This window comes from Sphingobacterium sp. UME9, assembly GCF_014170215.1.
GTDB classification, from domain to species: domain Bacteria; phylum Bacteroidota; class Bacteroidia; order Sphingobacteriales; family Sphingobacteriaceae; genus Sphingobacterium; species Sphingobacterium paramultivorum.
Window position 1 is genome coordinate 366,149 of sequence record NZ_LZZP01000005.1, and the last position, 26,793, is coordinate 392,941.

Here is a 26,793-nt window from a genome sequence, read left to right on the forward strand (position 1 = left end):
TGTTAACCAAACAATAAACACTAGTATGAAGAAACTACTATTCTCAATACTTTGTGCAAGTCCGTCACTCTTGTTTGCACAAGGATCACAAGTGAATCTACAAAGTCCCAAGGCAGTGGGAATGGGAGGAGCAGGCTCTGCTTACTTTTTAGATGAATCTTCCATTTTCTATAGCCCGGGTGCCTTAGCAAAAATGGACCATAATGCTATTTCCGTTGCCGGTAATGCCGTGATGTACAAGTCTGCATTTCAAGAGGTTGGAAGTACAGTTGTTTATCATACTAGAAATCAGATTTCAACTCCTTTCTCATTATTTGCCGCATTCGGCCCTAAAAACTCCTGGTGGAAAGCCGGTATTGGAGTCTACACACCTTATGGTGGAGCTGTCGATTGGGGAAAAGATTGGGTTGGTAAATTCAGTTTGGTTAGCCTTTCGCTACGTGCAATCTATATTCAGCCCACATTAAGTTTCAAACTGACTGAAAATTTTAGTGTTGGGGGTGGTTTTGTATACAACATTGGTACCGTAGACCTCGAAAATTCTGTTCCCGTATTCTATCCGGATGGTCACGCCGGATTGGCAACCCTAAAAGGAACTGGAACTGGAACGGGGTATAACGTGGGTATTCATTATAACTTAGAAGACGAATTTGCAATATCGGTAAGTTACCGCTCTAAAGTCGTCACCAAACTTAAAAATGGGGATGCAAATTTTGACGTACCTGAATCCGTCGCAAGCAACTTCCCTGCGGGCAACAAATTCAGTGCTGAATTACCGCTGCCATCCACATTTGCAGTGGGAATGGCCTTCCCTATTTCGGAGAAATTGAAGATGGCTATTGATGCCACACTCATCAACTACGACATTTATAAGTCCCTGGACTTCGATTACAAGGAAAATACGCCTGTATTACAGGATACGCATTCACCAAAAAAATATGATAAAGCAGGATCTGTCAAAGCAGGATTGGAGTATATTGCTTCCGACTGCCTACAATTACGTATAGGTGGCGGTGTGATCGCAACACCGGTGCAACAGAGTGCCTATGTCTATCCGGAGACACCAGATAACACCAGGTACTTGATATCTGGGGGTTTTACCGTAAAACCGTCACCGAAAATTGACGTCACAGGTTCTTTTGCATACCAACGCATTGTGGCTCGCCAGTCAACCAACGTTGAGAGTCATCTTTCGGGTACTTATGCGACAAATATTTTTGCTCCTGGTATCGGTGTAAGCTATAAATGGTAATTAACAGCCAAATTTGACTAAGATGAAAAAAAACAAACTTTATATAGCTGCGGCGTTAGCACTTTTTGCGATCGCCTCATGCAAACCGTCCTTGGACGAATATAAGCCTTCGGCTGGATCGCTTAATTTTTCAAAATATGTTGCCATCGGAAACTCATTGACAGCAGGTTATGCCGATGGAGGACTTTACTTGGAGGGCCAAAAGGTGGCTTACCCCAATTTAATTGCGGAGCAATTAAAACAAGTGGGTGGTGGTGAGTTCAAATCGCCATTTTTCAGTGAAGATCAAGCCAATGGTTCTGGCTATATTACGCTTACAGCACTTGTCAATGGCCAGCCGGTGACGGCACAGGTAACGGATAAATTAGCCTACCGCTCAGCTTCACCAAAATTATTGACCAAATATACAGATCCGATCAACAACCTTGGTGTACCAGGTATGCGTATGGACCTTTCTATGGTAGCAGGTATGGGGTCTCCCGCTGGAAACATGTATTTCGAGCGATTATTACCTGATGCAGATGCGATGAAAACATATTTCACCTATTCCACCACGCAAAACCATACCTTCTTTAGTTTTGCGCTTGGAAATAACGACGCGCTCGGCTGGGCAACAAATGGTGGTGTAGTGAACATTAACCCAACAACTAAGCAACCGGATCCGACAACTGTGTTGACAGAAACAGCTCAGTTTACTGCGATTCTCAATGGCTATGTACAGGCATTGACTCAAGGGGACAGAAAAGGGGTACTGGCAACAATTCCTGATGTAACAGCAACACCTTATTTTACGACGGTAACCCGTGCTGCTTTATTGGCAGCCGTAAATGCAACAAATCCGCCGACACCGGTAACAAATATCTATATTGCAACAAAGTCAGGTCCTCGTGCAGCTACTGATCAAGATTATTTTGTTCTACCATTCTCCTCAACAGGATTATTGGGAAAACCTAATGCAGCACAAATTCCTTATGGCTTGCATCCTTTGAACCCCGTAGAAGACAAATACGTGCTTGATGTAAGCGAAACGGCAACTGTCGTACAACGCATCAATGAGTTTAATACCGCCATCAAAGCTGCTGCAAATTCAAAAGGCTTGGCCTTAGCTGATGTGCATGAATTCTTGAACAATGTAAAAGATGGTGTTCGTATCAACGGATTAGCGGTGAGTGCCAAATACATTACCGGAAATGCTTTCTCTTTGGATGGTATCCACCTAACGCCAATTGGAAATGCCCTAATGGCCAACATCTTCATCAGTGCGATCAATTCAAAATATGGATCGAAGATCCCACAAGTTGACGTAGCAAAATATCGCGGTGTTAAATTACCTGATACTGTTTCAAAATAAACAGTGATCAATATACTGACAAAAGGCAGACGAATAATCGTCTGCCTTTTTTGTATATTTGTTTAGTATAGATTGAACAGAAAAAACTCTTATGGATTGAAAAAGAAGATGAAGTATTACCCCATCTCCTCACAGCCTAAACTAGCAAAAAAGAATAAAATAGAATAAGATGAAAATCAAATTAAACCGTGTCAACCAAGCTGTGCATTTCGAAGCCAGCAGTGAATTATCCCCTGTCAAAGTCAACATTGATGGCTCGGAAGCTATCGGCGGTGAAGGAAAAGGTGTTCGTCCAATGGAATTGGTTTTAATGGCACTGGGTTCTTGCAGCGTCTTTGACCTCCATAGCATACTGGTAAAACAACGCCAACAAATTGACGATATCCAGGTCGAAGTAGAAGGTAAACGCCGGGAAGAAATTCCACAAGTATTTACAGATATTCACATTAATTTTTTCCTAAAAGGTGAAATTGATGAGATAAAAGCAGCCAAAGCGGCTGAATTAGCCGTTAAAAAGTATTGCTCAGTACACGATATGCTTGCCGCTGGTGGTATTAATATCACGTATTCGTTGAAAATAAACTAAGAAAATACTTTCTTAGCATCTGATAATCCTCCACATACGATGTGGAGGATTATTGTTTTTAATGAATGCTACATCCATTTCCTTTACCAATGTATTATGAATAAAATAGGTACAGGGAATCGGAAGGATTTAACTTTACTAAGGTTAACTGATTTACAAACGATTCTGCTCTTCTGTTCTAGTGGGTTGATTACTGCTTTTGACTTTCTGATTTCCAAAATGATACCGCAGCGTCAGATTTACTTTTCTGGTATCCCGATAGTCCCTATAAAAATTATTTTGATCGCCGTACTTGGATGATATCGTCATTTTCTCTGTTTTGAAAATATCCATAAATGATAGATTTACTTCAAATTTCTTTTTAAAGAATTTTCGATTTGTCGTCACATAGGTACTTGAATACCCTGTAATATTAAATGGCCCCTGTATCGTGGGCGATGTAAATGTATTACCCAGTTCAAGGTTCCAACCGGCATCCTTATTCAGCACATAGTTGGTGCTTACGTTTCCGTTGCCGATATACACATCATTCTTGTGCAACACGTCATCAGTACCCATAAAGTAATTCTGGTTATACATCCCCTCTAGCTGCAGATTCAATCCCCAGCGTCCGGTCAGCTGAAAACTCTTTCCTAAGTCTATCCCCGCTCCCTGTCCTTTCTTGATATTGGTATATTGGAAAATCAGTTGATGATTGTTGTTATCTTGGCGGGAAATTTCCATATTGGGCCACTTTTCAAATCGGTAGAAGAGATCGATATTCCAGTTGTTTTTTGTCCAGGTCAGATTCAGGTTATGAACGATCGTCGCCCTTAAACGTGGATCTCCCTGAAAATAAGAAAAACGATTGTAATAGGATTTTGCAGGATTAAGCCAAGAATACGAAGGTCGGCTGATACGCTTTCCATAGGAAAAACCAAACTGCTGATCATCAGTCAAGGCATATTGCATGTAAAATGTCGGAAAGAGCACAAAATAATCACGCTTATTGATGTCAGCCGGTTCGGATACAATACCTTCCAAATCGGTATATTCTCCTCTTAAACCAGCTTTCCAGCTCCATTTTTTCCAAGCATAGTCCAATGAGCCATACAAAGCTACATTACGTTCTTTGTAATCAAACACACTACTCTTATCAGACCTTTGCTCGAGCTCTCCTGATTCATCGTCAAAGAAAACAAGGGTGCTCGTCGTTTTCACATCGCTAAATTTTCCACCGAATTCCATGCCGAGGTTCTTTATTTTTCCCGTAAAATCTATCTGTGAAGAAAAAAGCCGATTTTTATTTCCATTATTACTGATAAATCGGGTATCTGTCGGTTCCTCCCCCTTAAATCGCAGCGCCGTCAGCACATCCTGATCATTTGTCGAATGATTGTCAGTGAAGTAGGATGACCAATTTATGCTCCACCTGGAATTAAGCTTCTTTGTTACCTGAAGGTAGAGGTTATTTGTTTTTGTCGATCGTTGATGATCATTGGTGGTAAAATAACTGGACTCCTGTACATGATTTTTATCGTATATAATGGTGGGCACTTCATAAATACCATAGGTTTTCGGTCCGTAATATCCATTTAGTCCAGCATTAACCGTCCAGGTTGTATCGGGGGTATAGTCTATCGAAAATACATAGCTGTTCTGACTGTTATTGGTATCAAATCGATCCATGACACCTTCCCATGAGGTTTGCTCATTCGGATAATATACATAATTCGTTTCATAGCGTGCGTAAGTCCCTCGTCCGAAATTATAAGTACCACGAAGATTGAATTTTTCATTTTTATAATACTGGGTCAGTCCAAACAGTTGCTTCCAGGTACTGCTTTTTTCGGCCAATGCAACCACCGTGCCTCTATAGCCATATAGGTTGGATTTGGAAAGTTTAATATTGATAATCGTGCTTCCCTCAGCTTCATATTTTGCAGGTGGATTGGTAATAACCTCTATCGATTGCACGTCGCTACCTGCTGTATTCTCCAGATAGGTTTTCAGTTCGTCCCCCGTGAGCATCACTTTGCGGTCATTAATGAGGACAACAATATTTTTGTTTCCACGGACCATTAAATCCGCACCATTCACCATCACCAATGGCGTACGCTTCAAAATATCCCAGCTATTCAGTGCTGAAAGATTGGAATTTTGAACGTTAAATTCCAAGCGGTCCAACTTACGGATCAATCGGGGAGCTCGACCCACGACCTGCGCTTCTTCGAGTACCTTTGCTTCAGGAAGAAGTTCAAGTAACAAAGGGCGAGAAATGGTATCGCTGCGAAAAAAAAGTTCCTGAGACTTGAAGTTCAGATAGGTTGTCCGTAGATAGTATCCATTAGGGTGATCCAGCGTAAGTATAAACTTTCCAAAATGGTCAGTCTTTACTTCACGGATCTCTTGATAGTTGCTATCCAATAGCATAACGGTCGCTCCCGCCAGCACAATTTTGTTTGCATCCTGTACTTGTCCCCCGATTTGTTTGGTCTGTGCTGAAAGCAACAAGGGGAAAGCCAGAAAAAATAGGATCAATTTCATGTACAAATAATTAGTCTTTTAATTCTAGTATAGCTTATCCGCATTATTCTATTTGACAATCGCGGCCATTTCATACTGATATGCTATGCTTCAAAAGTGTCTATAGTTGCGACAAATAATGGTTAATGAAAGGTTAATACTGGGTTAAGGTATATTATCTTAGCCGTCAGCAGTTATATTTGTGTATGGAATTGAAACCCAAAAGTTATATCGTCCTCTTCACGTTATTTTTTGCCGTACTTATTGGCATACAGGGGTATCAATTGTACAATACCTATCAGCTCAAACAGCGTGATATTTTTGCCACTGTGAAAAGTAAGCTGGGCAAGCTTCATGACAACGACAAGCTTTTTGATGATGATTTAATGAGCAAGGACATTGCTAGAGACTACTACATCAAATTGGTTAAAAATGAGATAACAGCCGAAAAACTAAAAGAGCTATACCGCGCAAATGCCCATAAAACTTCCCAGAAGCTCACGCGATATGTCGACAGTCTATTTCAACCCTTAGGAATGGATGTCATCCTGAAAAAGGAAATTTTGGGTATTTACTTCAAGAACCTAGAAAAACAAATCGCAGCGGGGCCTATTACTGTCTACATAACAAATGGAACGTTTCGTCAACCCGTAGAGCTCTCTTCAAGCGAATGGATAACTGAAAAAACGGAAACACAGAAAATCAAAGACAGTATCCAAAGCCGGGAGATCTTGTACACCTTTTTTGTACACCGGAAAACTTCCTTTGAGGTAACGAATCTCAACTGGATATTGTTCAAAGAACTCACCTCACTCCTATTGAGCACCTTATTTATTCTAGCCGCTTTTCTTTGGCTTTTTTATAGAACCATTCAGAACCTCAGAAAACAGCAGAAACAGATCACCGTACTGCACGATGTCGTCGACAATATTTCACATGAACTCAAAACACCTATTGCAACCCTGAAAATTGCCGCTAAAACACTTCGAAAATCAACAGACGAAAGCATTATAACGGTCATTGAACGACAAGTAAATCGCTTGGAACAAACCCTTGACCCACTTAACGAAAATCTTCAAAATATTGATCAGCCTCCTGTCACCAGTACAGAACTTCAAGCTATTTTCGACGATTTTCAATTGACCAATCCCGCTATCGCATTCCAATTAAGTCCCTTGCCTGACGGCAAATTATGTCTGAGTCCAAATGATGCGACAACACTATTTCAGAACCTGATGAACAATGCCGTAAAATATGGTGCAACTTGGATTAATATCTTTTTTGAGGATCAGAAAGGTAAACTCTCGGTTTGTATACAGGATAATGGTTATGGCATGGAGGAGTCCGAGTTACCTTATATTTTCGACAAGTTTTACCGCATACAAAAAGACAATGTTCACGACACCAAAGGCCTGGGAATAGGTCTTTTCCTTGTAAAAAAAATCGTCGATCGTTATCACGGACAGCTTACTGTAACTAGCAAGCCCGGTGTAGGGACTACGTTTAAAATCCAGCTGCCGCATGCGCTTATTCCATCATCGGAAATATGACCAAAAACAAGGATAAGCTGTGGAAAGAAAATAGACGGCCATAGACTAAAGCATTTATATTAACTCAACTACTGAAAACAAAAATGAATAAAATATTACTCGTTGAAGATGATCCAGATTTTGGTTTTATGCTTAAGCAATACCTTGAGCTATCCACATTTGCCATAGACTGGATAGCACAGCCCAATGATCTTACGGAAAATTTTCAGCAGCTAGCCGATTACGATCTGGTGATACTGGATGTTATGCTTCCTCAAATCAGTGGTTTTAGCCTCGCCAAAGAAATCAATGCACTATACCCTGCTTTACCCTTTATCTTTTTAACAGCGAAGGAGCAAAAAATAGATAAGCTCACGGGACTAAAAATCGGTGCCGATGATTATGTCACTAAACCTTGTGATCCCGAGGAACTCTTGCTTCGCATACAAAATATATTAAAGCGAAATCAGAAGAATAGTACTCCAAAATCGATCGCCATCGGGAGCTATCTATTCCATCCTGAACAATTATTATTAAGCCATACTTTGGAACAATTTAAGCTCACTGAACGTGAAGCACAACTTCTCCTCTTTCTATGGCAACACAATGGTCAGCTTGTCACGCGTGAAGAAATTCTTGAAAAGGTATGGGGAAATGCAGATTTCTTTACAGGAAGGAGCATGGATGTCTTTATTACCCGGATCCGCAAATATTTAAGCCTGGATCCCAATCTGAGCATCAGTTCGAATAGAGGTGTCGGATTTACGATTCAATTTTAAGGGTTATCCAGCAATCTCTTCCTTCCGTTTGTTCCATAATTTCTCTGCCCAACGGCCGACAAACCAAAAGGACACGGCCAAAATCAAAAAGAACACTGCTCTATTGATATTATCCCAGAGATACTCGACATAGCGGGTATAGATATTGAGCACTAAAAATACAAAGCCTACTTCTCTGCTGACATTATCTTTCGCTTTTAAGCCGTAGACAACCAGGAATGCCGACACGGCAGTGGATAAAATACCCCAGTAGAACATATGGTATTGACGTACAGTCGTCCATTCATAGAAATCAGCATAATTTCCAAAAATAGAAAGGGTCCACAAGGATACCATCAGATAGATCAATCCCACAATATAACTAATGGGCTGAAAGATTTGTAGCCTTTCAAACCTGGGTTGAACCCAAACGGCTAAAGCGGTTATCAGTGCTCCAAAAATGGTAAAACGCAGCGGGTAGTTCATCCCCCAAAACTTAAATCCCCAATTGCTGTGGTAGGCGGTCTCGGTCGCAAACCATACTCCCAAGGCCAAAAGCATAAACGTCCAGATCAGCTTACTCTCGAGCTTAACGGCAAGAAAGCCATAAATCGCCACGGAGAGTAAAAATAACAGGGAATAGTGCATCGTATCTTTATCCAATACTTTACCCATGAACCCGATACAGGCCGCAGTTCCGAAAACCCCAATCAGCATCATGGTTTCCGTGGATAGATTTTTATAAGGATAGCGTTTCTTATACCGAAAACCCAACGTATAGAATAATACAGCCACGGCAGCGAAAAAGAAGCAAAAAAGGATATTAGGTGCTTCGTAGAGTGTATCCACAAAGGCCAAGAACGATGCATCTGTAAACAACGAAAAAACAGCGAAGACCAGAGATGCCAAGGCAATCCAAAAGGCATATCTAGCGAGTTGTCCCCAATCAAAACTTTTCACGTCTAGACTATCCATCAGCTCGTTCGCTTTTTGTTCATCCAATAAGTTCTCTTTCTTCCAAAATTGGACAATATCGTCGATCGATTGTTTCTCTTGTTTGCTGACGTCGTATTTTCGCATAAATTTAGATTTACTGTGCAAGGTACATTATTTTTTTAAATCACTTGTATATCACATTTTGTTCCAAAAGTCAGATAGGCTCGCATAATTCCTTTAAAATCTGTAATTTTGCATGTTTTGCATTTAATCCCTCACACAGGGACCTTAAGGAGTTTTCATGGCAGTAAAAAGAAGCCCAGATTTGGGCGAACAAAGTGAAGTTCAGGTATTTGGAGCGCGTGCGCATAATCTAAAAAATATAGATGTTTCTTTTCCGAGAAATGAATTGGTTGTTATCACAGGTTTAAGTGGCAGCGGAAAGTCTTCCTTGGCTTTTGACACCATTTATGCTGAAGGACAACGTCGGTATATGGAGACATTCAGTGCCTACAGCCGTCAGTTTTTGGGTGGCATGGAACGTCCGGATGTGGACAAGATATCGGGCTTAAGTCCAGTGATCTCCATTGAACAGAAAACCACCAGCAAAAACCCGAGGTCCACTGTTGGAACCATTACTGAGGTGTATGATTTTATGCGTCTACTATTTGCCCGAGCAGGAGAAGCTTTCTCCTATGTGACTGGTAAGAAAATGGAGCGTATGTCGGACGATCAGGTTATCGAACGGATTTTGACTGAGTTTGAAGGACAGGCCCTGAACATCCTGGCTCCAGTGGTTAAGGGTCGTAAAGGCCACTACCGTGAGTTGTTTGAACAAATCCGTAAGCAAGGTTATGTGAAGGTACGTGTGGATGGAGAAATATTGGACCTTGTTCCAAAAATGCAGGTCGACCGCTACAAAATACACGATATTGAAATCGTCGTAGATCGTCTGAAAGTAGAGCGTGAAGATAAAAAGCGCTTACAGACTTCAGTGATGCAGGCGATGAAAACAGCGAAAGGCATCATCAAGGTCTCCACGAAAGATAATCAGGAGCAATTCTATAGCCGTTATCTCATGGATGCCGAATCGGGGATCTCTTATGATGAGCCACAGCCAAATACCTTCTCATTCAATTCCCCATACGGTGCGTGTCCTACATGTGATGGTTTGGGCTATATTTTTGAAATTGATAAGAATGCCGTTATCCCGGATAAAAAACTAAGTATTCAAAAAGGTGGTTTGGCCCCTTTGGGACCTACCCGGGAAAATTGGACTTCGGAAGTATTGAAAGCTGTCGCAAAAAAATTAGATTTTACAATTACAACACCGCTTGAAAAACTAACTGAAGAACAGATTGACCAGCTTTTATTTGGCAATAAGGAAGAGCCTATCGTTGTCACGGTATCTTATGGAAGTTATGGCACACGAGAATATCGTGTTGAATTTGAAGGAATCTTTAAGATGCTGGAAGAGTTTTCGGGAAAATCATCGGATGAGGCGCCTTCTTTAGATGACTTCAGAACGAAAGTGACCTGTCCAACCTGTGCGGGAGCGCGTCTGAAAAAAGAGTCTTTACATTTTAAAATTGCGGATAAAAACATCCATGAGCTCTCAACGATGGACATTACATCCATCAAAGAATGGTTTGATCAGGTTGAAAGCAAACTTGATGAACGCCAGCTCATTATTGCAACGGAGATATTAAAGGAAATCCGCGCACGTTTAGGCTTCCTGCTGGATGTCGGCCTAAATTACTTGACCTTGGACCGTACAGCTAAAACACTTTCGGGTGGCGAAGCACAGCGGATCCGTTTGGCCACACAGATTGGTTCCCAACTGGTGAATGTACTTTATATTCTGGATGAGCCGAGTATTGGGCTCCATCAGCGGGATAACGAACGTTTGATCAATGCGCTTAAAAACCTACGCGATATTGGCAATTCGGTCCTTGTTGTAGAACATGATAAAGACATGATCCTACATGCCGACCATGTTATCGACATGGGACCTGCTGCAGGCGTTCATGGTGGCACTGTGGTTGCCGAAGGTACACCAACAGAAATCCTAAAATCAAACTCTTTAACAGCAGCTTACCTCAACGGGACAAAAGAGGTTAAGATTCCTGAGAAACGCCGTGAGGGCAATGGAAAAACATTGTCATTACATGGAGCAACCGGACATAACTTAAAAAATCTGTCTGTCTCTTTTCCATTAGGAAAACTCATTGTTGTATCGGGTGTTTCAGGTTCGGGTAAATCAAGCCTAATCACAGGTACTTTATACCCGATTTTGAATAAACATTTTTTCAGAGCCAAAGCAATTCCACTTCCTTTCAAAAAAATTGAAGGGTTAGAACATATTGACAAAGTCATCGAGATCGACCAAAGTCCTATCGGCCGTACACCACGGTCCAACCCTTCGACCTATACTGGTGTATTTTCGGATATCAGAACCTTGTTTGTTCAGCTTCCAGAAGCTAAGATCAGAGGCTATAAGCCAGGAAGATTCTCCTTTAACGTCAAAGGCGGTCGTTGTGAAACCTGTCAGGGAGCCGGGCTGAAAGTCATCGAAATGAATTTCCTTCCCGATGTACAGGTTCCTTGTGAAACATGTCACGGAAAACGCTACAACCGAGAAACTTTAGAGGTACGCTATAAAGGAAAATCCATTTCCGATGTACTTGATATGAGCATCAACGACGCTGTGGATTTCTTCGAAAATGTACCGAGCATTTACCGAAAGATCAAAACACTGCAGGATGTAGGTTTGGGTTATATCACCTTAGGACAGTCCTCGACAACCTTATCGGGAGGTGAGGCACAACGGGTAAAATTGGCTACTGAACTTTCTAAAAAAGACACTGGAAATACATTCTATATCCTTGATGAACCGACAACAGGTCTTCACTTTGAAGATGTTAATGTTCTTATGGGCGTTATCAATCGCCTGGTCGGGCGCGGGAACACCATTTTGATCATCGAGCACAACCTTGATGTCGTTAAATCGGCTGATTGGGTCATTGATATCGGTCCCGAAGGTGGCAAAGACGGTGGGCAGGTTCTATTTGAAGGAACACCTGAAAACTTAATTAAGAATAATAAAAGCGAAACAGCACGTTTCTTAAAATTGGAAATGTAATGTCTACAAAACGGCATCTGCGAAGTATTATGTTTCGTGGCTGCTGTTTTCCCGGGATGGCTCGGTTATTGCGCAGGAATGTTTTCCAACTCCTTGGGCTTTGTCTTACAGGGGCAATAGATATCGCACACTGACTTTGACGGCCGAGGAAGAGGGCGCAACTATTTATCAACGCCATCCATTTTCATTTGTATAAATGAACACATTAAAGGTTTTTGCTTTTAAAGAACATACAGAATGTCCGGTTGATTTTCATCAGTGTTTATACGCTGTAAATATGGATATTTCTTAACTTTGTATTATATGTCGGATATTATTCAATTACTTCCAGATAATGTTGCTAATCAGATTGCGGCGGGAGAAGTGGTGCAGCGACCAGCGTCTGCCATTAAAGAATTGATTGAGAATGCTATTGATGCTGGAGCTGACAAAATAAAACTTATTGTTAAAGATGCAGGCAAGTCATTGATCCAGGTCATTGACAATGGCTGTGGCATGAGCGTAACTGATGCTCGTCTTTGTTTTGAACGTCACGCAACATCGAAAATTCGTAAGGCTGAAGACTTATTCGCTATCCGCACAATGGGTTTCCGTGGTGAAGCAATGGCCTCCATTGCTGCGATTGCACAGGTAGAGCTCAAAACACGCCGCATCGAAGATGAACTGGGTACAGTTGTTGAGATAGAGGGATCAAAAGTTGTCAACCAATACCCGGAAGCTGTTGCTGCCGGAACAAATATTTTAGTTAAAAATCTTTTTTACAATATTCCTGCGCGAAGGAACTTTCTAAAGAGTAACTCCGTAGAAATGCGTCATATTATTGATGAATTTCAACGTATTGCCTTATCAAATCCACAGATTTTCCTATCCTTACATAGTGACGGAAATGAGATCTACCATTTGCCAGCTGAGACGCTGAAACAACGTATTGTCCATATTTTCGGAAACAATTACAATCAGCGACTTGTCCCTGTGGAAGAAGATACATCCATCATTAAGGTAGAAGGTTTTGTGGGAAAACCTGAATTTGCAAAAAAAACACGTGGTGAACAGTTTTTCTTTGTCAACAAACGCTTTGTACGTGATCCATACCTGCATCATGCAGTCATGAATGCTTATGAAGATATTTTACAGGCCGAAACATTCCCTTTCTATGTCTTATTTATCGACATAGATCCTGCACGCATCGATATCAACGTACACCCTACCAAGACAGAAATTAAGTATGAAGACGATAAGGCTATTTACGCCATTATCCGTTCAGCCGTAAAAAGATCATTGGGACGGTACAATATCATGCCATCTTTGGATTTTGAACAGGAAACGAGCTTCACCAATCTCATCACAAAAAAGGCATTGGATGAAATTATCGTTCCAACGGTAACTTTTAATCCAAACTTCAATCCATTTGATACAGACAAATCAAAATCTGGTTCGAGCTACACGCGCTCGGAAAGCTACGCTGAGGGACTCAGTAAGAAAACAGGTGGCATACCCAGCAATTGGGATTCCTTGTACCAGATTGTCGAAAAAGAGGAATCTGTTCAGCTGCCATTGCATGCGGAGCCAGAATTGCATACGGATAACTCACAGACCATTCAGGCCGAAGATAAGTCATCCTCAAAGCTCTTTTTTCAGCTCCATAATAAATATATTGTTTCTCAGATTCACTCTGGATTTATTCTAATCGATCAACAGGCTGCACATGAACGTATTCTCTTTGAACAATTTCTTGCGCAACTGGACCAACATAAAGGTCTGAGTCAACAAAGTTTGTTTCCACAGACTTTGGACCTGAATGCTGCAGATAATGAATTAATGAAAGACCTCCTGGAGGACATCAATGGCTTAGGCTTTCAAATTCGTGAATTTGGAAAAAATTCCTATATTATTGACGGAATTCCTGCAGACTTAGGAACAGGATTCGACGAAATAAAGATGATTGAGAAAATATTGGAGGATTACAAAAACAATCAATCTGAGTATAAGCTCGCTAAGCGAGAAAATCTTGCCAAGAGTCTTGCCCGTAATGCGGCCATTAAGCCCGGTACCGTATTGGACAATACAGCGATGGCGGAGCTTGTGGATAGACTTTTTGCTTGTCACTCACCCAATATCTCCATTTATGGCAACCCTGTAATTGTAACATTTACATTGCAAGAATTAGCTGAAAAATTTGGTAAAAATTAGAAGATAAAATATATGTTTCCACAACTGACACCTGTTATCAAGAATTTATTGATCATCAATATCATATTTTATATTGGATCACAACTTGTACCTGCAGCATATGATTATCTTGCGGTCTATTATCCGGACTCCCCTTATTTTAAAATCTGGCAGGTGATTACGCATATGTTTATGCATGACAAGAACAATATTACCCATATTTTCTTCAATATGTTTTCCCTGGTTATGTTCGGTCCTATGATTGAGCAGGTACTTGGGTCAAAACGTTTTTTAAATTTCTACTTGGTTTCGGGAATCGGTGCCTGGTTTCTTTATACAGCTGTAAATGGTATACAACTCTATAATGCGACAGGTTCTTTCGCTCCACTTCACGGCATAAGCGGAAACGAACTTATTGCCATGGCCAATACCGGAAATAATGAAGCACTAACTTACCTCATTCCGATGTTAGGGGCCTCAGGAGCCATTTATGGTGTTCTATTAGCATTTGCCTACCTTTTTCCAAACATACCACTTCAATTTTTGTTTATTCCTGTACCAGTCAAAGCAAAGTATATGATCGGTGGATTCATCCTCATCGAAATTTATATGAGCTTGTCTAGACCAGGAGATTCTGTGGCTCACCTGGCGCATGTCGGTGGTGCACTATTTGGCTATCTACTGCTTAAACTGTGGAAGATTAGAAAAGGAATTTATTAATATCGTGCGCAATGAATAACATCGGTTTAAAAGATTTTTGGAGACAAACCTATAAAACTGGCTCGCCCGTACCTTTGGTGATCAGTATTCAGGTCTGTTTATTTGTCCTCATTTATTTTTTAGATCTACTCTTCGAATTAAAAATTGTACCACAAAGCTTTTTGGAGCCTATTGTACGCCGGTTGAGTTTACCGAGTAATTTCTCAGCATTTATTGCACAGCCTTGGTCATTAATCACATCGAATTTTGTTTACGTCAAGCTTCTGACCATACTTTTTGATAGTCTTTGGCTCTATTGGGTCGGTCAGATCTTTTTTACCTTCTTAAACAAGCGGCAATTTCTATTTGTTTATATTTCTTCTTGGTTGCTCGGCAGCATTCTTTATATGGGCTTTGGGTCACTTATTCCCGTTTCTGACAGCGTTCAGCTCATGGGTGGCTCTCTTCCCCTGGCAGCGATATTGGCGGCAATTGTCACTTTGGTCCCCAAGTACGAATTACGCTTCCTGCTTATTGGTACTGTTAAGCTAAAATTAGTGGCTATTATTTATTTTGGATTGGAATTCCTTGCCCTTACCATGACCAATCGACCTGCTGCCATTTCATACTTTGCTGTTGTACTCTTCGGAATGGGATTTACTTATGCGCTAAAATCGGGGATGGACTGGTCCACAATTTTTCAGAAAAAACAAAAGAAGCCTGCAAAAATGAAAGTCGTTGTAGGTAACAATATTCCGACAAATCGGAAACATCGTTATGACTTACCCAATCAGGACGAAATCGATGCTATCTTAGATAAAATTTCTATTTCTGGCTACGACAGTCTAACGAACCATGAAAAAGAAACGCTCTTTAGGGCAAGCAATAGTGGTGACAAGGTTGATGGATAAAAGGACATTTTTAAGAAGAAAACTGGGCTTTATAAGTAAAACAATGTTCCTGGCAAATATGCTTGCGATCGTTGCATTGCTTATGAGCTATTCGGCGACCTTCATTAATCCTAAATCTTTTTGGCCCATTGCATTTATGGGCCTGGGCTACCTTCCAATTCTTCTTATCAATATTGGATTTATCTTTTATTGGCTACTCCGCAAACGGAAAATTGCTCTTTATTCACTCGTAACAATCCTCATTGGATGGCCTTTTTTAACTAAACATTGGAACATTCGCAAAGAGAATGCCCCTGTATCCTCCGAGACACGTACCCTGCGCATCATGACCTTCAATGCTCATTTGTTCAAAAAAGTAAACGATGAGAAAAAAAACTTTAAAGCCGACGTTGTCCGAATTATTGACAGCATATCTCCCGATGTGATCTGCTTTCAGGAATATATTAGCAAGATCAAAGGAAAACATGTGTTCTCCGAAGAATTCAAGGATAAACTGGGCTATGATTATTTTTTCTTTGAGCCTAGTTCTAAAAACGATTACGAGGCCTATGGAATGGCTGTCCTGTCCCGCTTCCCAATCTATGATTCAGGTACCATCAGAGACAACGATTACGGAATCAACCGGATTAGTTATGTAGATATCAAAAAACAGGATACACTGATTCGCATCTATAATATACATCTCCGTTCTTTTGCGCTTCAAAATGAAGACAAGGAATTTATCCAAAATCTGTCCAATAATAATGAATCGGATAATTCGAGGACACGTAAATTGAGCCGCAAACTTAAGAATGCCTTCGAGCTTCGTAGCGAACAGGCGCATTCGTTAAAGAAACACATGAATGAATGTCAATATCCTTATATTGCCGTAGGTGATTTCAATGATACTCCAATGAGCTACTCGGTCAATCTAATTGGAGACGGGCTGTACAATGCATTTAAGGAGAAAGGTAATGGCTGGGGAGTAACCCATCATGCCCTCCTTCCGATATTCCAGATCGATTATATTTTTGCCAGCCAGAAATTTCAGGTGATGAACTATCAGATTGTCAAACAGAAATTGTCGGATCATTATCCTGTATGGTCTGATCTTAGACTTAAACCTTAGGCATTTGATAGCCCAACGTTTTAAGACCTATTTCAATAAATTTATCTCTTCGGTTTTTGATTTTGTAATACGCTTCACGACCAAAATAATATCGACCTACCAAGGCCTCGATATCGGATTGAATTAAATCATGTAAGTTTTTTGCTTCTTTGGCTGTGACCGCGATCCGCTTTTGACTATTAAGATATGAAATGAATAAATCAAATTCTGTTGCTGGCAAGTGATAGCCACTAATAAAATTCTCGATAGAATATGCCGGCAGATGTTTCGTGAAGCGATCATAAACAAACTCTTCGATCGCATTGGAATGAAATATCTCGCGATACTTGGCACTGGTTTCATTGGTGTCAATCGGGATGGTTACATCCGGAAGAATACCGCCACCACCGAAGACAAGCTTTCCTTTGCTGGTTGTAAACATTTCTTTTTGGCTGAATTCGGTATCCATTGTCCATAGATCGAAGCCTGTCATGTATTTTGCTGCATCAAAATTCGCCCGTGCATATTTTCGCTGAATACATCTTCCAAGCGGTGTATAGTAGCGAGCCACAGTCAGATTGATTGCAGAACCGTCTGAAAAATCAAATTGCTCTTGCACCAAACCTTTGCCATAGGATCTGCGGCCGACAATAGTTGCCCGATCCAAATCCTGAAGAGCACCGCTCAGTATTTCGCTCGCTGATGCTGTACTTTCATTGATCAGCACAATGACCCGGCCATCACCAAAATCGCCCGCCTTCTCAGAATAGAAATCCTGGCGCAGTTCATTCGCACCCTCGGTATACATCAACAGTCTCTTTTCTTTGAAAAATTGACCTGCCAGGTCAATTGCCGTATGTACAAATCCGCCGCCATTATTACGTAGGTCCAAAATAAGATCTTGAGCTCCGCTTTTTCGTAAGTCAATGAGTGACTGCCTGAATTCATCTGCTGTCTTATGTCCAAATCTTCGAATTTTCACATAAGCTGTTTTCGGAGCGATCATATAGGATGCATCTAAACTCGAAACATTTACCTGATCACGAATGACTTTTATTGGATTGCCCAATACCTCTCCATTGCGTTGAATGGAGATCAATACAGCTGTTCCTTTCTTTCCGCGGATCAGTTTTTCAATTTCGGATTCGGCAACCTTTCTTCCGACAAGATCCTTATTTCCGATCTTTAAAATGCGGTCGCCAATACGCATACCTGCTTTTTCAGCGGGACCTGCTGCAACCATCCCAACAACAAGTAGCGTATCTTTCAGGCGAAAGTACTCTACTCCGATACCATCAAATGTTCCCTCAAGAGTTTCCTGCTTTGCAAGCACTTGATTGGGTTTCAAAAAGGTGGAAAAGGGATCCAGGCGGGAAACAACATGCTCGATGGCTTCATCCTGCACGGTGTCTATACTGACATTGTCGACGTAATTCTCGGAAATTAATTGAATGAGATATTGTAATTTATCAGAATTGCCATTGGAGCGCAAACTTGAAAAGGTTGTTTTCTGGTTACTTCCCTGTTCCTCGGCATAATTTTGTCCCAACAGCAAGCCGAGAAGCAATACTGCAGCATATGTAGCGGCTACAAAAATATTTCGTTTAATACTTTTCTGCATGGGAAATCTTCATGAATTACCGAAGATGAGACAAACTATTCAACAATTAATTACTTTATCAAAAATAGCAAGTTTATTCGGTTAAACGAGTTTTTGAACCCATATTTTTACATTAAAAACAAAAAGTTCACGTCATTGTTTTGGTCAGGAAACAAAGCTGTCCATGATTAAAAGTCTTTATCAAAAATCATAACCAAACAGCTACTAGGAGTGCCAAACATTTAATTGCAATAGATGACAATGATCCCTATAATTTAACTTGCAAATTCGCGTAAATTTATCTTAGTTTGAATTGAAAAAGATTCCACTTTATGCACGAAATCGAACCTTATTACAATTGGCGGGACTATTACATTGCCGCTGAAGATGAACAATCCCCATTTTATGGTACAGTCTACAGCGAATTCGATTTTGACAAACAGATCTATAATTTTCTTTTGCACCCACAATGGGATGAATTCGGTTCGCTTACCTTATATCTGAAAATACTATTTGTAGACTATGAGAAACAGTACTGTATTATCGAACTAATTGGTGAATGGAATGATGCAATCTACAATGACATCATGTTGCTCAAGCGAGAGATTATCGATGTATTGATCAGTCAAGGGATCAAGTATTTTATTCTCATCGGAGAGAATGTACTGAATTTTCATGCTTCAGACGACTCTTACTATGAGGAATGGTTTCAGGATATCGAGGACGGATGGATTGCGGGTATTGGTTTCCGTGAGCATGTTATTGAAGAATTCCAGCAACAAAATATAGATTATTACATTAATTTCGGTGGTACATTGAACGTGATTCCCTGGCGGACGTTAAAACCGAAACAGGTTTTCCACCATGTGAATGATTCCTTGACAAAACGTCTTGGTTTTTAAAACCTGCTTATTGTGTCTTTCTGCTTTAATCCTTGTTCTTTACTGTATTATCCTGTAACTTTGTGAGTGATGTATGATGTGCTTTGCACATATGCTTTTAATTTTTACGTTTTACTTATACTTACATACTATGTCATTCAGAATTGAAAAAGACACAATGGGTGAAGTTCAAGTACCTGCAGACAAATACTGGGGTGCACAAACAGAGCGTTCACGCAACAACTTTAAAATCGGACCGGCAGCTTCAATGCCACACGAAATCGTCGCAGGCTTTGCTTATTTGAAAAAAGCAGCTGCTTATGCTAACCACGAGTTGGGGGTATTACCTGTAGAGAAACGTGATGCGATCGCTACAGTATGTGATGAGATCTTGGCGGGCAAATTGGATGATCAATTTCCATTGGTTATTTGGCAAACGGGCTCGGGTACACAATCCAATATGAATGTGAATGAGGTTGTAGCAAACCGTGCACAAGTATTGGCTGGACATAAAATTGGTGAAGGTGAACCTGTGTTAAAAGCAAATGATGATGTAAACAAATCACAATCATCTAACGATACTTTCCCTACAGGAATGCATATTGCGGCTTACAAAGCTGTTGCTGAAGTTACCATTCCAGGTGTAGAAAAATTGCGTGACACATTGGCGAAAAAAGCTGAAGAGTTTAAAAACGTAGTTAAAATTGGCCGTACACACTTAATGGATGCTACTCCATTGACTCTAGGTCAAGAGATTTCAGGTTATGTTGCTCAATTGAACCATGGTCTGAAAGCTTTAAGAAATACACTTTCGCATTTGTCAGAACTTGCATTGGGTGGTACTGCTGTAGGTACAGGATTAAATACACCAAACGGCTATGACGTTGTCGTTGCTAAATATATCGCTGAATTTACTGGCCTACCTTTCGTAACCGCTGAAAATAAATTTGAGGCATTGGCTGCTCACGACGCAATCGTTGAAACACATGGTGCATTGAAGCAATTGGCTGTTTCATTAAATAAAATTGCAAACGATATCCGTATGTTGGCTTCTGGCCCACGTTCAGGTATCGGTGAAATCTTGATCCCTGAGAACGAACCAGGATCATCGATTATGCCAGGTAAAGTTAATCCAACGCAATGTGAAGCATTGACAATGGTTGCGGCGCAAGTGATGGGTAATGATGTGGCTATTACAATTGGTGGAACGCAAGGTCACTATGAACTAAACGTGTTCAAACCATTGATGGCCGCAAACTTCTTACAGTCTGCTCGCCTATTGGGTGATGCTTGTGTTTCATTTGAAGAGCACTGTGCAGCTGGTATTGAACCGAACTACAAACGCATCAAAGAATTGGTAGACAACTCATTGATGTTAGTAACGGCACTAAACACAAAAATTGGTTACTACAAATCAGCAGAAATCGCGCAAACAGCACATAAAAATGGTACTACGCTTAAAGAAGAAGCCGTACGCTTAGGTTATGTGACTCCTGAAGATTTCGATGCCTGGGTAAAACCAGAAGATATGGTTGGAAGTTTAAAATAAGCTGTGACTTTTATTTCAATAAAAAACATACGAACAAAAACATACCTATTGGCACTTGCCATAGGTATGTTTTTCTTTTTTACTGCCTGCAAATTCAATTCGGATATGCAGAACGAAGGCGCACCCTTTTTACAGGGAGAATGGGTCCAAGACAGTATTCCAGGACAACAGCAGATGATGCAATATACCTTGACCGATTTCAAGTTTACCTGTGATTCTGTTTACGCGACCATGCACGTCAACAATAAGGTACAAACAATCCCGGATAGCTGTTACAAAAATGGATCTTGGACAGAACATGCAAAGGGTATTTATGTTTTGCGTGGAGACTCCATCATTGTCGATGGTATTTATACCAAAGAGAATGGCAAGCAGAAAATTTCAGGCTGCTATCTTTCCGGCCAGTACATCCCCCGCTTTAAAGTTGTTTATCATGCTGCGGATTCGGTGGTACTGGAAAGCAGATTAGATCAACGTCAGATCATCTTAAGAAAGACTAAAAATATTACTTGTGTCCCTCAAAAAAGGTATCAGTAATTTTTAGTACAATCTATTTATTATCTTCGTACCATTATCGTACAACCTCAACCTTAAAATACAATGAACAAAGGAATTATCGCTTTGGCATTTGGCGGACTTGCCATCGGAATGACCGAATTCACGATGATGGGTATCCTGCCTGATATTGCCAAAGATCTTCATATCGAGATCCCTACTGCCGCGCACCTGATTGCACTATACGCACTGGGTGTTGTTGTAGGTGCCCCAACATTAGTCCTATTTACGGGAAAATATCCACCAAAGAAGGTATTACTTTTTTTAATGTTGCTCTTCTTTATTTTCAACGGCCTATTTAGTATTGCTCCAGGTCAATTTTTGATCAGCCTCTCCCGCTTTATGGCGGGGCTTCCGCATGGTGCATTTTTTGGTGTTGGATCTGTTGTTGCTGCTCGGTTGGCACCAAAGGGAAAAGAAGCCCAGGCTATATCTATCATGTTCACAGGAATGACCATTGCCAATTTGGCTGGAGTACCGCTAGGAACCTACCTCGGCCATCATTATTCATGGCGTTTGACCTATGGTATCATCAGTATATTGGGATTAATCACTTTTGCAGCAATTTATGCTTGGATGCCAAAAATTGAAGCTTCCAAAGGGAATAACATCTTTAGCCAGCTCAACTTCTTCAACAAAAAAATTGCCTGGCTATTAATGGCTATTATCGCCATCGGTACCGGTGGACTTTTTGCATGGATCAGTTACATCGCGCCTTTAGTGACCAATGTGTCGGGCATCGCTGCTGATCGCGTACCGTTGATTATGGTCCTGATCGGTGTTGGTATGTTTTTCGGGAATCTTATCGGCGGAAAATTGGCCGATACAATCTCCCCAACCAAAGCTGCGATCGCTAGTTTTTCCGCCATGGCGCTATGCCTTGTGATGGTTTACTTTATATCGCCTTTGGGCTGGACAGCCTATCCTTTGGCATTTATTACTGGACTGGTATCCTTCACCATTGGTTCGCCGACACAACTGATGTTAATTCGCGCTTCAAAAGAAGCTGCAACATTGGCTGCGGCAGGTGGCCAGGCTGCCTTTAACCTGGGCAATACCTTAGGTGCATTTTTAGGTGGAATTCCAATAACCTGGGGTTTAGCTTATAACACACCTTCGCTTGTTGGCGTGGGCATGGCGAGCATTGGCGCACTCCTAACCCTGCTGTATTTGAAAGCCTACGACAGTAAAAGTCAATAAAAATAGCATAATCAAATGGCGCGAACCAGTTATATCAGTGTACTACGTATTGTTGCGATATTCCTCGTTATCTTGATTCATTCCTCTTCGGGCTACCTAAACAGCAATGAATTTGAGTCATTCGACTGGAGTTATGCCAATTGGATCAATAGCTTCTCGCGCTTTGCAGTACCCCTGTTTGTCATTATTTCAGGCGCTCTGCTGCTACAGAAAGACGAAAGCACGGGACAATTTTATCAGAAACGTCTGTTAAAAATTGTCCCGCCCTTTCTTTTTTGGACGATCGTCTATCTTCTCTATTATTTTATTCGGTACATTGATTTTGACTATATTGGTTTTCCACAAGTTATTAACATTGTGTTAATTCGCTTAAAATCAGGCACGAATGCACACCTTTGGTATCTATACATGATACTTGGGCTCTACCTTGCAGTTCCTTTCATACGCAAAATTGTTGGCAACTGCAGTAAAAGGGAGCTTGAGATCTTTTTGGGATTGTGGTTTGCAGCGTTATTTTTTACGAATAAATGGTTCAATAGTTACCTACCTAATTTTGACCTGACCTTTTTCTCGGGGTATGCGGGTTACCTTGTCTTGGGGCATTATTTACGTAATTATCCAATCCAAATGGTCAAATTATCAAGTTTTACGTTTTTTCTGATCTGTTGTTTAATTACGGCTTCGGGGACATCGCATTTAAGTGTCTCTCGCGGAGAATTTGACCCGACACTTTACAACTATCTTTCGCCAAATATCGCATTGAGTGCAGGCTTTTTATTCATTTTCGTGCAAGGTCTTAAACTCCCAGAACAGCTTAACCCCTTCTGGGAATTTATCGACATTCACAGCTTTGGCATTTACTTATGCCATATTTTATTGCTGAATTATATTCATCCTTTGCTTCCATTATCCACTTTGTGGAAAATCCCGGCAGCAACGGTTCTCACCCTGTTAGCGAGTGCCTTACTGACGTATCTTCTCCGAAAAGTTCCCTACGGTAAATACGTCAGCGGCTAATTCTGTTATCGGAGCTTCGTTTTACAGTTTCTCTCCTTCGACCTTATTGTACACATAGAGATGTGCATTGGGACCATCGATCGCATGGCCTTCCTGATCTAGTCCAATCAGCTTATTTTCACCGACCTTCAATTTCATATTTGTCTCTTTCCCTGTGAGATGAACAACGGATCCGTTGTCGTGCCACATGACTTTGCCAGTATCTTCAACCTTGGTATTTTTATTAATATATTCACTGACGATGGCAAAGGTATTATCATTCTTTAAGGTGATATTGGTTTTGATACCTTCACAATCTGCACAGGGAATAGTAGCTTCATAGGTACCAGCCCAATCCAGTGAGTTTTGCGATGTATGGGCAGTATCTACTGCCGCAGTCTCATGTACTGAAGAATCTGCTGTAGCATGCTGACTCTCTTTTGAAGTTTGATTGCATGCATTTAGCGAAACTGCTGCTAAGCAAAGAAATAATACGGATGATTTCATATTTATTGTTTTTTGATGTACGACACCGTATAGCAAGCAATTTCAGCGCCAAGAAAAATCAGGTGCCCATGCTGATGCTATGAAAGAAAAAAGGCTTCTTGAAGAAGCCTTTCTATTGTAAATAACTGGATTGTTTACAGTTCAAATAATCTATTGGCTACCGCAAAGGCGATAGTGCATAAAATCCTATTCAGATTAGAATGGTAGATCATCATCATCTGATGAACCAGCCAAATCTACAGGAGCAGGCATATCTGCGTAACCTGGAGAAGATGGTGCTGGAGCAGCATTACCCAATTTTGTTACACGCCATGCTACCAATGAATTGAAATAAGTTGTTACGCCATCTTTATTAGTCCAAGGACGACCACGAAGATTAAAAGATACTTCTACCTCTTCACCAATTGCTAGGTTATCAAAAATTGACGTTCTGTCTTGTGTTGATTCAAAACGGATATACTCAACAAATTGTGGGTTTTCGGCATAAGCTACAATCATATCGCGTTTTTTGAATGATTCTGTCACTTGTTGTGTCGCTCCTATCTCGTGTACTTTTCCTCTAATTTCCATAATCAAAAAAATAAATATTAAAGCGTAAAATTAAGCAATTTTTGAGGAAGAGTTTAATTAACTTTGTACAAAATATGATGGAAGTTTTCAACACCCCCAATAAAGTTATTATAACGTGCAATAAGCGCTTATCACCTTATTTGCAACAGGAAGTTAAAGAGTTAGGTTTTGACATTGTCAGGGCATTTCCTACAGGAGTAGAATTAAAGGTCAGTATAAACGATACGATCAAGCTCAATCTGAACCTGCGCACAGCATCTCAGATTTTGTATTCGTTAAAAGAGTTTACGGCCAATAATCCGACGGAGCTCTATGAAGAATTGAGTCAAATCGCATGGGAAGAACTCATTCAATTTGACGGATACTTCTCTGTCAGCTCCAATGTAGACAATGAGACAATCAGCACACCATTATTTGCAAACGTCAAAGTTAAAGATGCAATCGTGGACCGTATCAAGGAAAAAAAGGGTATGCGCCCTAATTCAGGTCCGGACAATAATAAAGCGGTTGTGCACTTGTACTGGAAAGATGACCGTGCTGAAATTTTTCTCGATACCTCAGGTGAAACATTAGCGAAACATGGCTACCGGAAGATCCCGGGAAAAGCGCCAATGTTGGAAGCCCTGGCAGCCTCGACTATTATTGCGTCCAAATGGGATGGTAATTCTCCATTTGTGAACCCGATGTGTGGATCCGGAACTTTAGCTATTGAGGCAGCTCTGATTGCAACAAACAGAAAACCTGGATTATTACGCATGAACTATTCATTTATGCATTTCATAGGTTACGATGAAACAGTTTTCTTCCAGGAGCGTCGCGTACTTAAAGATCAGATCAATAAAAAAGCGGCTCCGCAAATTATCGCAAGTGATATCTCGGAAGAGGCTATCAACGTCTCCAAGATGAACGCAAGAACTGCTGGTGTAGAGCAATTAATTTCATTTGAAGTATGCGATTTTGCCGAAACACACGTTCCTAAAGAAGGAGGGGTCATTTTATTCAATCCTGAATATGGTGAACGTTTGGGCACACACAGCAAGCTAGAAATTACCTATAAGCGTATGGGAGATTTCATGAAACAGGAATGCAAAGGTTATAGAGGCTATATATTTACTGGAAATCCAGATCTGGCAAAGAAAATCGGGTTGCGCGCATCCCGACGTATAGAATTTTATAATGGTAAATTAGATTGTAGATTATTAGAATACGAATTATACGAGGGTACTCGCGAAAAAACAAAAGTATTGTATGAATAACATTATTGAGCGCACAGTAGCATTTGTGCAAGACCGGTTGAAATTTGCAGAAGCAGGCCACGATTGGTCGCATATTCAACGCGTATGGAACAATACGAAGTTAATTTTAGAAGATGAAGAAGCAGATGTTATGGTGTGCGAATTGGCGGCGCTATTACATGACATCGCTGACAGTAAATTCCATGATGGCGACGAAACAATCGGCCCTCGTGTTGCCGGAGAGTTTTTGGCAAGTCTAGAAATTTCGCCTGAGATCATCGACCATGTCAAGAAAATCATCTTCAACATGTCTTTCAAAGCAAGTTTAGGTGAAGTTTCATTCCATTCAAAAGAGATGGAGATCGTGCAAGATGCTGACCGTCTAGATGCTATTGGCGCAATAGGTATTGCCCGCGCGTTTAGCTTTGGCGGAAACAAAGGCCGTGAGATGTATAATCCCAACGTTCCCGTTCAGGAATATAAGGATAAGGAAGCGTACAAGCATTCGGAAGCTCCTACAATCAATCACTTCTACGAAAAGCTACTATTGTTAAAGAATAAGATGAATACAGAAGCAGCGAAAAGAATCGCAGCGCATCGCCATGATTATATGCTCAGCTTCCTAGATGAGTTCATGGCCGAATGGAACGGTAAAAAATAAATTACACTTAACAATTCCTAAATATAAAAGTGGTACTTTAGATCTTGTACATCGAGATAAAAAGTACCACTTTTTTTGTCTTATGTAAAATCAGCTTTTAAACAGATTTGTAAG

General features: G+C 40.7%; 22 protein-coding genes. 17 read left to right on the plus strand and 5 right to left on the minus strand.

The window, feature by feature from the left end; all coding sequences use genetic code 11:
- Positions 1-25: 25 nt before the first annotated feature.
- From A9970_RS10105 to A9970_RS10115, 3 genes are all read left to right on the plus strand, one after another.
- Positions 26-1,252 (plus strand): OmpP1/FadL family transporter, encoded by a 1,227-nt coding sequence (locus A9970_RS10105; RefSeq protein WP_153844305.1) that lies wholly within the window; start codon positions 26-28, stop codon positions 1,250-1,252.
- A 22-nt stretch (positions 1,253-1,274) separates the two neighbouring features.
- Positions 1,275-2,603 (plus strand): SGNH/GDSL hydrolase family protein, encoded by a 1,329-nt coding sequence (locus A9970_RS10110; protein ID WP_182982197.1) that lies wholly within the window; start codon positions 1,275-1,277, stop codon positions 2,601-2,603.
- A 169-nt stretch (positions 2,604-2,772) separates the two neighbouring features.
- On the plus strand, positions 2,773-3,189 hold the full coding sequence (locus A9970_RS10115; protein WP_182982198.1) for an OsmC family protein: 417 nt from the start codon (positions 2,773-2,775) through the stop codon (positions 3,187-3,189).
- A gap of 153 nt (positions 3,190-3,342) precedes the next feature.
- On the opposite strand, the gene A9970_RS10120 is transcribed toward A9970_RS10115, so the two are convergent.
- A complete protein-coding gene (locus tag A9970_RS10120) occupies positions 3,343-5,715 on the minus strand; it encodes an outer membrane beta-barrel family protein (RefSeq protein WP_182982199.1) in 2,373 nt (790 codons plus the stop codon).
- 185 nt (positions 5,716-5,900) lie between these two features.
- Between A9970_RS10120 and A9970_RS10125 the strand changes: the two genes are divergently transcribed.
- Both A9970_RS10125 and A9970_RS10130 read left to right on the plus strand, forming a co-directional pair.
- Positions 5,901-7,244: a sensor histidine kinase KdpD gene (locus A9970_RS10125; protein WP_182982200.1), complete on the plus strand. Its 1,344-nt coding sequence runs from the start codon at positions 5,901-5,903 to the stop codon at positions 7,242-7,244.
- Between the two features lie 83 nt (positions 7,245-7,327).
- A complete protein-coding gene (locus tag A9970_RS10130) occupies positions 7,328-8,002 on the plus strand; it encodes a response regulator transcription factor (RefSeq protein ID WP_182982201.1) in 675 nt (224 codons plus the stop codon).
- A gap of 3 nt (positions 8,003-8,005) precedes the next feature.
- On the opposite strand, the gene A9970_RS10135 is transcribed toward A9970_RS10130, so the two are convergent.
- A complete protein-coding gene (locus tag A9970_RS10135; protein WP_182982202.1) occupies positions 8,006-9,061 on the minus strand; it encodes a DUF2157 domain-containing protein in 1,056 nt (351 codons plus the stop codon).
- A 157-nt stretch (positions 9,062-9,218) separates the two neighbouring features.
- Here A9970_RS10135 and uvrA point away from each other — a divergent pair, with 157 nt between their 5' ends.
- From uvrA to A9970_RS10160, 5 genes are all read left to right on the plus strand, one after another.
- Positions 9,219-12,059, plus strand: a complete 2,841-nt coding sequence (uvrA, locus tag A9970_RS10140; protein WP_159727395.1) for an excinuclease ABC subunit UvrA — start codon at positions 9,219-9,221, stop codon at positions 12,057-12,059.
- Positions 12,060-12,362: 303 nt separating this feature from the next.
- A complete protein-coding gene (mutL, locus tag A9970_RS10145; RefSeq protein ID WP_153844312.1) occupies positions 12,363-14,249 on the plus strand; it encodes a DNA mismatch repair endonuclease MutL in 1,887 nt (628 codons plus the stop codon).
- Between the two features lie 12 nt (positions 14,250-14,261).
- Positions 14,262-14,948, plus strand: a complete 687-nt coding sequence (locus A9970_RS10150; protein ID WP_153844313.1) for a rhomboid family intramembrane serine protease — start codon at positions 14,262-14,264, stop codon at positions 14,946-14,948.
- A gap of 11 nt (positions 14,949-14,959) precedes the next feature.
- Complete coding sequence (locus tag A9970_RS10155) at positions 14,960-15,838, plus strand: rhomboid family intramembrane serine protease (protein ID WP_182982203.1); 879 nt, start codon at positions 14,960-14,962, stop codon at positions 15,836-15,838.
- Positions 15,783-16,946 carry an endonuclease/exonuclease/phosphatase family protein gene (locus A9970_RS10160; RefSeq protein WP_236582734.1) on the plus strand — a complete coding sequence of 388 codons (1,164 nt, stop codon included), beginning with the start codon at positions 15,783-15,785 and terminating at the stop codon, positions 16,944-16,946. The genes A9970_RS10155 and A9970_RS10160 overlap by 56 nt, the downstream gene beginning before the upstream one ends.
- On the opposite strand, the gene A9970_RS10165 is transcribed toward A9970_RS10160, so the two are convergent.
- Positions 16,936-18,546 carry a S41 family peptidase gene (locus A9970_RS10165; protein WP_088163153.1) on the minus strand — a complete coding sequence of 537 codons (1,611 nt, stop codon included), beginning with the start codon at positions 18,544-18,546 and terminating at the stop codon, positions 16,936-16,938. The genes A9970_RS10160 and A9970_RS10165 overlap by 11 nt on opposite strands.
- Positions 18,547-18,857: 311 nt before the next feature.
- On the opposite strand from A9970_RS10165, the gene A9970_RS10170 reads away from it, so the two are divergent.
- From A9970_RS10170 to A9970_RS10190, 5 genes are all read left to right on the plus strand, one after another.
- A complete protein-coding gene (locus A9970_RS10170) occupies positions 18,858-19,427 on the plus strand; it encodes a hypothetical protein (protein WP_075994411.1) in 570 nt (189 codons plus the stop codon).
- Positions 19,428-19,557: 130 nt separating this feature from the next.
- Complete coding sequence (gene fumC / locus A9970_RS10175; protein ID WP_075994412.1) at positions 19,558-20,955, plus strand: class II fumarate hydratase; 1,398 nt, start codon at positions 19,558-19,560, stop codon at positions 20,953-20,955.
- A 105-nt stretch (positions 20,956-21,060) separates the two neighbouring features.
- Positions 21,061-21,492: a fumarate hydratase gene (locus A9970_RS10180; protein ID WP_227550058.1), complete on the plus strand. Its 432-nt coding sequence runs from the start codon at positions 21,061-21,063 to the stop codon at positions 21,490-21,492.
- 63 nt (positions 21,493-21,555) lie between these two features.
- Positions 21,556-22,710 carry an MFS transporter gene (locus A9970_RS10185; protein WP_120335055.1) on the plus strand — a complete coding sequence of 385 codons (1,155 nt, stop codon included), beginning with the start codon at positions 21,556-21,558 and terminating at the stop codon, positions 22,708-22,710.
- 15 nt (positions 22,711-22,725) lie between these two features.
- Complete coding sequence (locus tag A9970_RS10190) at positions 22,726-23,727, plus strand: acyltransferase (protein ID WP_182982204.1); 1,002 nt, start codon at positions 22,726-22,728, stop codon at positions 23,725-23,727.
- 21 nt (positions 23,728-23,748) lie between these two features.
- On the opposite strand, the gene A9970_RS10195 is transcribed toward A9970_RS10190, so the two are convergent.
- Positions 23,749-24,213 carry a copper resistance protein NlpE gene (locus A9970_RS10195; protein ID WP_182982205.1) on the minus strand — a complete coding sequence of 155 codons (465 nt, stop codon included), beginning with the start codon at positions 24,211-24,213 and terminating at the stop codon, positions 23,749-23,751.
- Positions 24,214-24,408: 195 nt separating this feature from the next.
- Entirely contained in the window at positions 24,409-24,783 is a 375-nt protein-coding gene (locus A9970_RS10200) for a DUF3127 domain-containing protein (RefSeq protein WP_075994416.1), read from the minus strand.
- 77 nt (positions 24,784-24,860) lie between these two features.
- Here A9970_RS10200 and A9970_RS10205 point away from each other — a divergent pair, with 77 nt between their 5' ends.
- Both A9970_RS10205 and A9970_RS10210 read left to right on the plus strand, forming a co-directional pair.
- Positions 24,861-26,039, plus strand: a complete 1,179-nt coding sequence (locus tag A9970_RS10205) for a class I SAM-dependent RNA methyltransferase (protein ID WP_153844545.1) — start codon at positions 24,861-24,863, stop codon at positions 26,037-26,039.
- Positions 26,032-26,679: an HD domain-containing protein gene (locus A9970_RS10210; RefSeq protein ID WP_088163158.1), complete on the plus strand. Its 648-nt coding sequence runs from the start codon at positions 26,032-26,034 to the stop codon at positions 26,677-26,679. Before A9970_RS10205 ends, A9970_RS10210 begins: the two co-directional genes overlap by 8 nt.
- Positions 26,680-26,793: the final 114 nt, after the last annotated feature.

Bases quoted from the DNA above. Each gene is read 5' to 3' on its own strand.
- A9970_RS10180 (WP_227550058.1), top strand. From the start codon at position 21,061: ATGCAGAACGAAGGCGCACCCTTTTTACAGGGAGAATGGGTCCAAGAC.
- A9970_RS10155 (WP_182982203.1), top strand. From the start codon at position 14,960: ATGAATAACATCGGTTTAAAAGATTTTTGGAGACAAACCTATAAAACT.
- A9970_RS10190 (WP_182982204.1), top strand. From the start codon at position 22,726: ATGGCGCGAACCAGTTATATCAGTGTACTACGTATTGTTGCGATATTC.
- A9970_RS10200 (WP_075994416.1), bottom strand. From the start codon at position 24,783: ATGGAAATTAGAGGAAAAGTACACGAGATAGGAGCGACACAACAAGTG.
- mutL (WP_153844312.1), top strand. From the start codon at position 12,363: ATGTCGGATATTATTCAATTACTTCCAGATAATGTTGCTAATCAGATT.
- A9970_RS10170 (WP_075994411.1), top strand. From the start codon at position 18,858: ATGCACGAAATCGAACCTTATTACAATTGGCGGGACTATTACATTGCC.
- A9970_RS10125 (WP_182982200.1), top strand. From the start codon at position 5,901: ATGGAATTGAAACCCAAAAGTTATATCGTCCTCTTCACGTTATTTTTT.
- A9970_RS10160 (WP_236582734.1), top strand. From the start codon at position 15,783: ATGAAAAAGAAACGCTCTTTAGGGCAAGCAATAGTGGTGACAAGGTTG.
- A9970_RS10120 (WP_182982199.1), bottom strand. From the start codon at position 5,715: ATGAAATTGATCCTATTTTTTCTGGCTTTCCCCTTGTTGCTTTCAGCA.
- A9970_RS10135 (WP_182982202.1), bottom strand. From the start codon at position 9,061: ATGCGAAAATACGACGTCAGCAAACAAGAGAAACAATCGATCGACGAT.
- A9970_RS10130 (WP_182982201.1), top strand. From the start codon at position 7,328: ATGAATAAAATATTACTCGTTGAAGATGATCCAGATTTTGGTTTTATG.
- A9970_RS10110 (WP_182982197.1), top strand. From the start codon at position 1,275: ATGAAAAAAAACAAACTTTATATAGCTGCGGCGTTAGCACTTTTTGCG.
- A9970_RS10195 (WP_182982205.1), bottom strand. From the start codon at position 24,213: ATGAAATCATCCGTATTATTTCTTTGCTTAGCAGCAGTTTCGCTAAAT.
- A9970_RS10105 (WP_153844305.1), top strand. From the start codon at position 26: ATGAAGAAACTACTATTCTCAATACTTTGTGCAAGTCCGTCACTCTTG.
- A9970_RS10210 (WP_088163158.1), top strand. From the start codon at position 26,032: ATGAATAACATTATTGAGCGCACAGTAGCATTTGTGCAAGACCGGTTG.
- A9970_RS10115 (WP_182982198.1), top strand. From the start codon at position 2,773: ATGAAAATCAAATTAAACCGTGTCAACCAAGCTGTGCATTTCGAAGCC.
- A9970_RS10205 (WP_153844545.1), top strand. From the start codon at position 24,861: ATGGAAGTTTTCAACACCCCCAATAAAGTTATTATAACGTGCAATAAG.
- A9970_RS10165 (WP_088163153.1), bottom strand. From the start codon at position 18,546: ATGCAGAAAAGTATTAAACGAAATATTTTTGTAGCCGCTACATATGCT.
- fumC (WP_075994412.1), top strand. From the start codon at position 19,558: ATGTCATTCAGAATTGAAAAAGACACAATGGGTGAAGTTCAAGTACCT.
- A9970_RS10185 (WP_120335055.1), top strand. From the start codon at position 21,556: ATGAACAAAGGAATTATCGCTTTGGCATTTGGCGGACTTGCCATCGGA.
- A9970_RS10150 (WP_153844313.1), top strand. From the start codon at position 14,262: ATGTTTCCACAACTGACACCTGTTATCAAGAATTTATTGATCATCAAT.
- uvrA (WP_159727395.1), top strand. From the start codon at position 9,219: ATGGCAGTAAAAAGAAGCCCAGATTTGGGCGAACAAAGTGAAGTTCAG.